Origin of the sequence: Pseudomonas carassii (genome assembly GCF_036324045.1) — a bacterium.
Taxonomy (GTDB): Bacteria; Pseudomonadota; Gammaproteobacteria; order Pseudomonadales; family Pseudomonadaceae; genus Aquipseudomonas; species Aquipseudomonas peradeniyensis.
The window spans coordinates 48,248-59,237 of record NZ_JAZDCT010000040.1 but is presented as its reverse complement, the minus strand read 5'-3'; the positions used below and the strand labels follow the sequence as shown (position 1 = coordinate 59,237).

Genomic DNA, 10,990 nt, shown 5'->3' with positions numbered 1-10,990 from the left:
GGTGCAGCCCGCCGGGATCCGGTTGGCCGGTACCGCCACCGCGCCGCCCAGGCCCAGGGTGGTCGCCAACGCGGCCACGCTTGGTTGACCGAACAGGGTGCGCACGTCCACCTGCAGGCCGGCCTGGCGCAGGCGCGCGGTCAGGGTCACGGCCAGCAGCGAGTGGCCGCCCAGCTCGAAGAAGTTGTCGTGCCGCCCTACCCGCTCCACGCCCAGCAGCTGCGACCAGATCTCGGCCAGCAGCGTCTCGGTTTCGCCTTCGGGCGCCTCGTATTGGCGCGCCGGCAGGTCCGGCTGCGGCAGCGCCATGCGGTCCAGCTTGCCGTTGGGAGTCAGCGGCCAGCTGTCGAGGTGGATGAACAGCGTCGGCACCATGTACTCCGGCAGCTTCGCCAGCAACGCCTGGCGCAGCGCGTCGGCTGGTTGCGGCTCACCGCGGTGGTAGGCGATCAGGCGATCACCGCGGTGAACCAGCACCAGGGCCTCACGCACGCCAGCCACGCGGTTCAGGCAAGCCTCGATCTCGCCCGGCTCGATACGCAGGCCGCGCAGCTTGATCTGATGGTCGGTGCGGCCAAGGAACGTCAAGCTGCCGTCGGCGGCCTGGCGCACCAGGTCGCCGCTGCGGTACAGCCGATCACCCTCGACGAACGGGCTGGCGATGTAGCGCTCGGCCTGTTGCTCCGGCAACCCCAGGTAGCCGCGCGTCACCCCGGCACCACCGATATGCAGTTGGCCGGCGACGCCCCAGGGTACCGGCTGGTCGTGGGCATCGAGGACGTACAGGCGGGTGTTGTCGATGGGGCGGCCAATCGGCAGCGCGCCAGGCGGAATCGGCTGTCCGGGCTCCAGGGTCCAGGCGCTGCAGTCGACCGTGGTTTCGGTGGGCCCATAGACGTTGTGCAACCGTACCTGCGGGAGGCGTTGGCGGACCTGGCGGGCCAGGGCCTCGGTCAGCTCGCCGCCACCGCAGACGATATCGCTGAGGCTGGCGCAGGCGGCACTGTCATCGTGGTCAAGGAACTGCTGCAACAATGCGGGCACGAACTGCACCACGTTGACCTGGCGCTGGCGGATCAGCCCTGCCAGGTACTGCGAGTCGCGCTGGCCGTCCGGGCGCGCCAGCACCAGGCGCAGCCCACTGCACAGCGGCCAGAACAACTCCCACACCGAGGCGTCGAAACTCACCGGGGTCTTGTGCAGCACCGCGCCGCCGGCCGGGAACTGGCGGGCGCTCCAATGCATCAGGTTGGCCAGGTTGCGGTGCTCGACCATCACCCCCTTGGGCAAGCCGGTGGAGCCGGAGGTGTAGATCACATAGGCCAGGTGCGCGCCGCTCAGCCCAGGTACCCGTGGGTCGCTGTCCGGTTGCTCGGCCCAGCACGGTTGATCGAGATCGACCTGCGGCACCGCTGCCTGGCCGATTAGCGTCCGCGTGCCTTGTTGCACCAGCAGCGCTCGCGGCTGGCTGTCGGCGAGCATATGACCGATACGCTCGGCCGGGTAGTCCGGGTCCAGCGGCACATAGGCGCCTCCGGCCTTGAGGATCGCCAGCAGACCGACCACCAGCGACAGGCCACGCTCGACACAGACCGCCACCCGGTCGTCGGGCCGCACGCCCAGCGCGATCAGGTGATGGGCCAGGCGGTTGGCCTCGGCGTTGAGCTGGCGATAGCTTAGTTGACCGTCGTCCGCCTGCACGGCGATCGCCTCGGGATTCTGCGCCACCTGCCGTTCGAACACCGCCTGGATGGGCTGTTCGAGGTCGTTGGCCTGGGCGGTCGCGTTACAGGCCTGCAACAGATGCTCACGCTCCTCTGTCGGCAATACCGGCACCTCCAGCAGCGCCAGCCGTGGTTGTGCCTCAAGGCCTTCGACCATGGCCTGCAGCACATGCCGCAATTGCCCGCAGACCCGCTGGGCGCCGACGTTCGCCGGGGTCATCACCACCAGACGGAAGCCTTCGCCCATGTCGTCCACGCTCAGGCTCAGCGGGTAGTTGCTGCGCTCCTGGCCATCGAGGAACTCGATGCCCTGCCACTCCAGATACCGGTCTTCGCTCGCCGCCTGCCCATGACGGTAGTTGAGCATGGCGCTGAACAGCGGCGCCGGGGCCGGCACGCCACTGCAACGCTGGGCCAGGGCCAGCGAGGCATGCTCGTGGGCGAGCAAAGCGCTCAGGCGCTGCTGGGTCTGGTGCACCGCGTCGTGCAGGTCGACGCCGGCCAGGTCGAGGCGCAGCGGCAAGGTATTGATGAACATGCCCAGGGCACGCTCGGCACCTTCGCCAGCCTCCAGACGGCCCAGCAGCACAGTGCCGAACACGACTCGATCAGTGCCACTGACGGCCGCCAACAGACGGGCGAAGGCCAGGTGGAAAAGGCTGGCGGGGCTGGTACCCAACTGCCGGGCCTGTTGCCGCAGCCGCGCGGCCAGGGTCTCGTCCAGCCACAGTTGAGCCTCCTCGATGGCTTGGCCGTCGCCCTGCACATCGCTCAGGCCGTAGGGCAGCGTCGGCTCGTCGATATCGCCCAACAGCTCACGGAAGAACGCCTCATGCTCGGCCTGGCTGACGCCCAGGCGCGCCTGGGCCACGTAGTTGCGGTAAGGCACCGGGGGCTGCAGCGGTGCCGCGCTGCCCTGCAGGTAGCCCAACAGCTCCGCGCCGATGATCTCCAGGGCGGTGTGGTCGAGGACAATATGGTGGAACTGCAGCAGCGCCTCGATGCGCTGGCTGTCGGCATCATTGCGGTACAGCAGTCGAATCAGTGGCGCCCGGGCCAGGTCGAGGCGTTGCAGGTCCTGCCCGTCCAGCGGCGCGACCAGCAGCGGGGCCTCGCGCCAGACCACCTGCAGCGGCTGCGCCAGGCCCTCCCAAAGCACCGCGGTACGCAGCACGTCGTGACGGCTGATGGCCTGGCGCAAGGCTGCGGCGAACGCCTCCAGGCGTGTCGGGCTATCGAACACCATGCGCGCTTGCAGCACATAGGGGTCGTGCTCCGGCGAGCTGAGGTGGTGGTAGAGGATCCCCTCCTGCAACGGCGCCAGCGGGTAGATATCCTGCACGTTGGTCGCGCCGCCCGGTACCGTGGCGACGATGCGCTCGATAACGGCCGGGTCCAGATCAACCAGCGACAGCATGTCCGGGGTGATCTGGGTGCAGCCGGCCGGGATTCGGTTGGCCGGGACCTCGACCTGGCGGCCATGGCCCAGGGTCGCCGCCAGCGCCGCCACCGTCGGCTGGCCGAACAACGTGCGCACGTCGGCCTGCAGGCCGGCCTGGCGCAGGCGCGCGGTGAGGCTCACGGCCAGTAGCGAGTGACCGCCCAGTTCGAAGAAGTTGTCGTGGCGACCCACCTGCGCAACGCCCAGCACCTCGGCCCAGATCGCGGCGATGGTGGTTTCCACCGGGCCTTGCGGCATGGCGTAGGTCTGGCCGGTAAGCATGGCCGGCTCCGGCAAGGCCTTGCGGTCCAGCTTACCGTGACGAGTCAGCGGCAGCTCGTCCAGGCGCGTGAACGCTTGCGGTATCAAGTGACCCGGCAGGCTGGCTTGCAGCCCTTGGCGCAAGGCGTCGAGATCGACCACGGCAGCTTCGGTGAACCACGCCAGCAGACGTTCGTTGCGCACCAGCACCACCGCATCCGTAATTCCCGGTTGGGCCTTCAGCGCGGCTTCGATCTCACCCAGCTCGACCCGCACGCCACGGATCTTCACCTGGTCGTCGTTGCGGCCCTGGTAGTCCAGCATGCCGTCGGTGTTCCAGCGCACCAGGTCACCCGTGCGGTACATCCGCCCGCCGTTGAACGGATCATCGAGGAAACGCTCGGCAGTCAACTCAGGACGGTTGAGATAGCCCCGAGCGACCTGCGCGCCACCGATGTACAGCTCACCGGTCACACCCACCGGCACTGGCTGGCGCTGCTCGTCCAGTACATAGACACGGGTGTTGGCAGTCGGCTTGCCGATATGCAGCACACCGCCCGGTTGCAGTTGCCCCGACGTCGCCACCACGGTGGTCTCGGTCGGGCCGTAGTTGTTGACCAGCGCAAAGCCCGGATCGCGGTCGAACTGGCGCAGGCGATCGCCGCCGACCAGCAACGTGCGCAGGGTCGGGTGCTGGCGTTCGCGGCGCAACGCCTGCTCGGCGACTGGCGTCGGCAGGAAGCTGACCTGCAGCGGCTGCTCCAGCCACCAGTCAAGCAGTTCGTCGACATGCTCGCCGCCAATAGAGGCCGGTGGCAGGTGCAGCACCGCCCCGGCGCACAGTGCCGGCCAGGCCTCCCAGGCCATGGCGTCGAAGCCGAAGCCGGCGACGCTGGAGCTGTGGCTGCCCTCGCCCAGCCCGAAGGTTTGGCAATGCCAGTGGATCAGGTTGGCCAGGGTGCGGTGTTCGACCATCACACCCTTGGGCTGGCCGGTGGAGCCGGAGGTGTAGATCACATAGGCCAGCTGATCCTGGTCCAGCCCCGCAACCACTGGGTTGCTGGCGGGCTGGTCGGCCCAGGCATCATCATCCAGAACAGCCTTGGCTACATGCCCTACCAACGCTTCGGTGACCGACTCGACCAGCACCAGCGCCGGCGCGCTGTCACCGAGCAGGTAGGCAATGCGCTCCGCCGGGTAGCCCGGGTCGACCGGTACATACGCCGCGCCGGCCTTGAGCACGGCCAGCATCGCCACCAACCGTTGCGGGCCGCGTTCCAGGCACAACGCCACGCGGTCGCCCAGGGCCACGCCACGCTCGATCAGGTAATGAGCCAGACGGTTGGCGCGCTGATTGAGTTCGCCGTAGTTCAGGCGCTGCTCACCTTGTACAACGGCCAATGCATCAGACGCCTGGGCCTCGACCAGCGCGTGCACGGTCTGCCCTTGCGGATAGGCCACGGCGGTGGCGTTGAAATTCACCAACACCTGGCGCGAGGCCTCGTCGTCCAACATCGGCAGACCTTGCAGCAGCTGCCCGGGGGACTTTTCCAGCGCCCGCACCAGCTGCTCCAGGGTATTGACCATCCAGCCGCCGACCTGTGCCGCCGGCACCCCCTCGGCGGTCAACACGCTCAGGGCGAAGTCCTCGCCGAGGTCGTCGACGCTCAAGGTCAGCGGGTAGCTGCTGCTTTCCTTGCCACCGAACAGGCGCACGCCCTCCCAGATGCCCTTGCCGTCATGGACGAAGCCTTGGGTGCTGGGGCGGTAGTTGAGCAAGGCGCTGAACAACGGCGCCGAGGCCGCCACCCCGCTGCAACGCTGGGCCAGGGCCAGGGGCGCGTGCTCATGGCCGAGCAGGGCCGACAGGCGCTGATGGGTGGAACGCAGCGCCTGGTCCACCGGCAACGCGGTGTCCACCCGCAATGGCAGGGTGTTGATGAACATGCCCAGCGCTCGGTCGGCGCCCTCGCCGCCCTGCAGGCGGCCCATCAGCACGGTGCCGAACACCACATCGTGACGCCCGGCCAGCACGCCCACTACACGGGCCCAAGCCAGGTGCATCAGGCTGGCGGCGCTGACGCCACGGTGCCGGGCCTGCTCACGCAGGCCATGGGCCAGGGCGCGTGGCAGCATCAGGACGGCATGCTCGACCCGTCCACCGTCGCCCTGCACATCGGTCAGACCATACGGCAGGGTCGGCTCGTCGACATCACCCAGTTGCGCGCGGAAGAACGCTTCGTGGCGGGCCTGTTCGTCACCGAGGCAGACCTGGGCGACATAGTTGCGATAAGGCACCGCGGCCGGCAATGTGGCGCCACGCCCCTCCAGCAACGCCTGCATTTCCTCACCGACCACGGCCATGGCGGCGTGGTCGAGGGTCAGGTGGTGGAACTGCAACAAGGCCACCCACTCGCCATGGCGAGGATCTTCGGCATAGACAAGGCGTAGCAAGGGCGCCCGGGTCAGGTCCAGGCGCTGCTGGCGGGCATCGAATCGGGCCTGAAGTTGCTCCGTCACCGCGTCCTCGCCCAGGCCGGTGACTTCGCTGACCGCCAGGCGCGCCTGGCGCCACACGACCTGCACCGGCTCGTCCAGCCCCTCCCAGACCACCGAGGTGCGCAGGATGTCGTGGCGGTCGATGACCTGCTGCAGGGCCTCGGTCCAGGCACGCAGGCGCTCGAGGCTGTCAAAGGCCAGCCCCGACTGCATCAGGTACGGATCGCCCTGTTCGGCACTCAGGTAGTGATAGAGGATGCCCTGCTGCAACGGCGCCAGCGGGTAGATTTCCTGCACGTTGGCGGCGCCACCCGGCACGCTGGCGACGATACGATCGATGCTGGCCTGGTCCAGGTCGATCAGGCTGAGCATGTCCGGCGTGATCTGCGTCGCATCGCTTGGGACAAGGTTGGCCGGCACCTCGATTTCACGCCCCGAGCCCACCGAGGCCGCGAGCGCGGCCAGGGTCGGCTGAGCAAACAGCACACGCACGTCAGCATCCAGCCCGGCCTTGCGCATGCGCTCGATCAGGCGCACCGCCAGCAGCGAGTGGCCGCCCAGTTCGAAGAAGTTGTCCTCACGCCCCACCGCCTCGACGCCCAGCAGGTCCGTCCAGATCGCCGCCAGGGCCGTCTCGACCGGCCCCTCGGGCGCCTGGTACTGACGCGTCGGCGCCTCGGGCGCCGGCAGGGCCTTGCGGTCGACCTTGCCGTTGGGTGTCAACGGCATGGCCTCGAGGTGGATGAACAGCGCCGGCACCATGTACTCGGGCAATTGACCCAGCAGTTGCCCGCGCAAGTCTTGCGCGACCTGGACCTGGCCGGTGTGGTAGGCCACCAGGCGCGGGCCGCTGTGCGGGTGCTCATGCAGCACGACCAGCGCCTCGCGCACACCGGCCACGCGGTTCAGGCAGGCCTCGATCTCGCCCGGCTCGATTCGCAGGCCGCGCAGCTTGACCTGATGGTCGTTGCGGCCAAGGAACACCAAGGTCCCGTTCGCGCGCTGGCGCACCAGGTCACCGCTTCGGTACAGGCGCTCACCCTTGACGAACGGACTGTCGATAAAGCGTTCAGCCTGCTGCTCAGCCAGCCCCAGGTAGCCACGCGCCACCCCCGCGCCACCGATGTGCAGGTGCCCGGCCACGCCCCACGGCAGAGGCTGGTCGGCATCGTCCAGGACGTACAGGCGGGTGTTGTCGATCGGCCGGCCGATCGGCAGCGCGCCGTGGGGTACAGGTTGCCCCGGTTCCAGGGTGAAGACGGTGCAATCGACCGTGGTTTCGGTGGGACCATAGACGTTGTGCAGGCGCACCTGCGGCAAGCGCTCGCGCACCTGACGCGCCAATGCCTCGGTCAGTTCACCGCCACCGCAGACGATATCGGTCAGGCTGGTGCACTGCGCACTGCGCGCCTGCTCGACAAATTGCTGCAGCAGCGCCGGCACGAACTGCACCACGCTGACCTGCCGTTCGATGATCCGCCGCGCCACATAGTCGGCGTCGCGCTGGCCATCCGGTCGCGCCAGCACCAGGCGCAGCCCGCTGCACAGCGGCCAGAACAGCTCCCACACCGAAGCATCGAAACTGATCGGCGTCTTGTGCAACAACGCGCCGTCGGCGCTGGTCGGGCACAACCCCGCGGCCCAGCGCACCAGGTTGACCACGCTGCGGTGCTCGACCATCACCCCCTTGGGCGTCCCAGTGGAACCAGAGGTGTAGATCACATAGGCCAGGTGCCGCGAGGTGAGCCCGGCCACCCATGGGCGGGTAGCGGGCAAGGCTTCCCAGGTCGGCTGGTCGAGGTCGATCCGCGGTACCGCCACCTCGCCCGGCACCTCGCGGGTAGCACCGTGAACCAGCACCGCCAATGGCGCGCTGTCTTCGAGCATATGACGGATGCGCCCGGCCGGGTAACCCGGATCCAGCGGCACGTAGGCGCCGCCGGCCTTGAGGATGGCCAGCAGGCCGACCACCATCGACACGCCGCGCTCGATGCAGATCGCCACCCGGTCATCGGGCTTCACCCCAAGCTCGATCAGGTGATGGGCGAGGCGGTTGGCCTGCTCGTCGAGCTGGCGATAGCTCAGTCGCTCGCCATCGACCTCCACCGCGAGCGCCTCGGGGCGCAACTGCGCCTGACGCTCGAACAGGGCGTGCAGCGTTACCTCCAGATCGTGGTCTAGCGCTGTGGCATTGCAGTCCACCAGCAACTGAAGGCGTTCCTCTGGCGTCAGCACCGGCAGGTCCAGCAATGGTCGCTCGGGCTGCTCTTCGAGCGCCTCCACCAGTCCTTCAAAAACGTGCCGCAACTGCCCGCACAAGCGCTCGGCGCCCCAATCCGCGAGGGTCTGGACCGTCAGGCGCAGGTCCTCTCCGAGGTCGTCGACGGCCAGGCTCAGGGGGTAGTTGGTGCGTTCCTCGGCCCCCACCACGTCAATGCCGGGCGCCACCGCGATCACTGCGTCGGCATCACCCGCCGCGCTGTGACGGTAGTTGAGCATGCTGTTGAACAGCGGCGTCGGCGCCACCACGCCGCTGCAGCGCTGGGCCAGGGCCAGGGGCGCCTGTTCATGGTCGAGCAACGCCGTCAGCTGCCGATGGGTGACCAACAGCGCCTCACGCGCACCCTGCCCGCGCAGGTCTACGCGCAGCGGCAAGGTATTGATGAACATGCCCAGGGCCTGTTCCCCCCCCTGGCCTGCGGCCATGCGCCCGAGCAGCACGCTGCCGAACACCACCGACTCGCGCCCGGACAGTGCCCCCAACAGGCGCGCCAAGCCCAGGTGCATGATGCTCGCCGGGCTCACGCCGAGCAGCCGTGCCTGGGCCCGCAGGCGCTGACTGAGGCTGGACGCCAGGGTCAGACGCGCTTGCTCCATGGCCTGACCGGTCACCTCCTGGACACCGAAGGCCAGGGTCGGCTCGTCGATGTCGGCGAGCATGGCGCCGAAGAAGGCCTCGTGAGCCTGTTCGTCCTGGGCCTGACGGCTTCTGGCCAGCAGGTCGCGGAACGGCACCGGGGCCGGTAGCCGCTCGCCCTCACCCGCCATGCAGGCCTGGATCTCGCGGCGCACGATGTCCAACCCGGTGTGGTCCATGACGGTGTGGTGGAACAGCAACAGGGCCAGTACCTCGCCGTCGCGGGCCTGGGCATGCACCAGGCGCAGCAGCGGCGCCTGGCCCAGGTCCATGCGGTAGTGATGAGAGTCGAAGCGCGCCCGCAGCTGGCCCAGCACATCCCCGTCGCCGTTCGGCTCGACGGCCTCGCACACCAGCGGCGCCTTGCGCCACACCACCTGCAGCGGCTGGTCGAGGTATTCCCAGGCCAGCGCCGTGCGCAGGATGTCATGGCGCTGGATCACCCAGTCGAGCGCCTCGGCGAACGCCTGCAGGCGCGCGGGGCTGGCGAAGCGCAGCTGCGCCTGCAGCACGTAGGGGTCGCCCTCGGCCGCCGTGAGGTGATGGTAAAGCATGCCCTCCTGCAGCGGCGCCAGCGGATAGATATCCTGCAGGTTGGCCGCGCCGCCGGGCACCGTGGCGACGATGCGGTCGATGGCCGCCTGGTCGAGGCCGGCCAGGGGCAGCATGTCGGGGGTGATGCGCAACGCCGGGCTCAGCCAGCCGTGATCCAGGCCGTCGAGCATCTCCAGCAGCGCCGGCTTGTGGGCCGCCAATGCGTCCCACAAGGCGTCATCGAGGGTGTCTTCATCGCCTTCGACGATCAGGTCGGCCTCCTCGCGCTGGAGTCGGATCGCACGGGTGGAGAGCGCTGCCATGAGTTCGTTGAAGAGCATTGGTAAGCATCCTGCTTTAGCCAGTCGGAAATGCTCGGAACGCTAATGGATCGAAGGGGAACGGGCTGACATGGGAAGGGGGGACAATCCAGACCCACGGGAGTTCGACCGGCGAGGGGCACCGCCTGGGAGATCAAGCGCCGCCCGATCATTGCAATTACCCCCCGCCTGCCCCAAGCTCTGCCGTACCGCCACCACGGACCGCCAGATGCAACGACGCCACCTTCTCCTGATCGCCCTGCTGCTTGTACTTGTACTGCCCATCGCGATCGGCTACCTGTGGCGTGACCAGCAGCCCGCGGCGCCCAGCCTGCCACCACACAGCTATGCCAAGGCTCTGCGCCAGGCCCACGACGGCCTGCCGGGCGCCGCCCGGGTGCTCTACCAGCAGTTGCAACGCGACGACCTGCCAGCGATCCGCCGCGCCGCGCTGTACGCCGAACTGCCCAACTACCCGTCGCCACAGGCGCTCAAGCTGGCCCGGCAGGATCTGGAACACGCCGACCCGCTGGTCCGCCGCGCCGCCATCGCCAGCATTCGCCGCCTGCTGCCGGCCGCCCAGCGCAGCCTGGTGCTGGGCCCGTTGCTCGAGGATGACGAGCAAAGCGTGCGCTTCGCCGCGGTGGATGCCCTGCTCGGCCTCGACCCCGACGCCATCGGCCTGTACTTCGGTCCCTTGCAGGACGCCCTGGAGCAATACGAGCAGACCCTGGAGCAACAGCCCGATGACGCCGCGGCCCAGGTGCACCTGGCCCGGCTGTACATGCACGAGCAAGCCTACGACGCCGCCGCCAGGGCCCTGCAGCGCAGCCTGGCCGTGGCCCCCGAGGGTCTGGACGCCCTGGCCACCCAGGTGCGCCTGCTGGAACAGCAAGGCCAGCACGATGCCTCTCGCGAGGTGCTGGCCAAGGCCCTGGCGCTGCGCCCGGACTCGGCGTTCCTGCAATACGAACTGGGGCTGTGGCTGACCCGCCACGAGCAACAGGAATACGCCCTGCTCGCCCTGGCACGGGCGGTCGAGCTGGAGCCGGAGAACAACGACTATCGCTACACCCTGGCCGTCACCCTGCACCAGCTGGAACAGGTGGATGCCGCGCAGAAGCAGCTGGAGACCGTGCTCAACCGCCAGCCCGCCAATCGCCGGGCGCGGGTGTTGCTGATCGAGTACTGGAAGGAAACCGGCCAACTGCAGAATGTCCAGGTCCTGCTGGCCGAACTGGAACGGCAGAACCCGGACGACCCCTACCTGCAGCAGGGGCTCTGAAACCCGCCC

At 68.6% G+C, this 10,990-nt stretch carries 2 protein-coding genes; one reads left to right on the top strand and one right to left on the bottom strand.

The annotated features are described in order from the left end of the window. On the bottom strand, nt 1-9,717 hold a 9,717-nt coding region (locus tag V0R62_RS23230; protein WP_330105393.1), incomplete at its 3' end, for a non-ribosomal peptide synthetase. 208 nt (nt 9,718-9,925) lie between these two features. Here V0R62_RS23230 and V0R62_RS23225 point away from each other — a divergent pair. Further along, on the top strand, nt 9,926-10,981 hold the full coding sequence (locus tag V0R62_RS23225) for a tetratricopeptide repeat protein (RefSeq protein WP_330105392.1): 1,056 nt from the start codon (nt 9,926-9,928) through the stop codon (nt 10,979-10,981). Nucleotides 10,982-10,990: the final 9 nt, after the last annotated feature.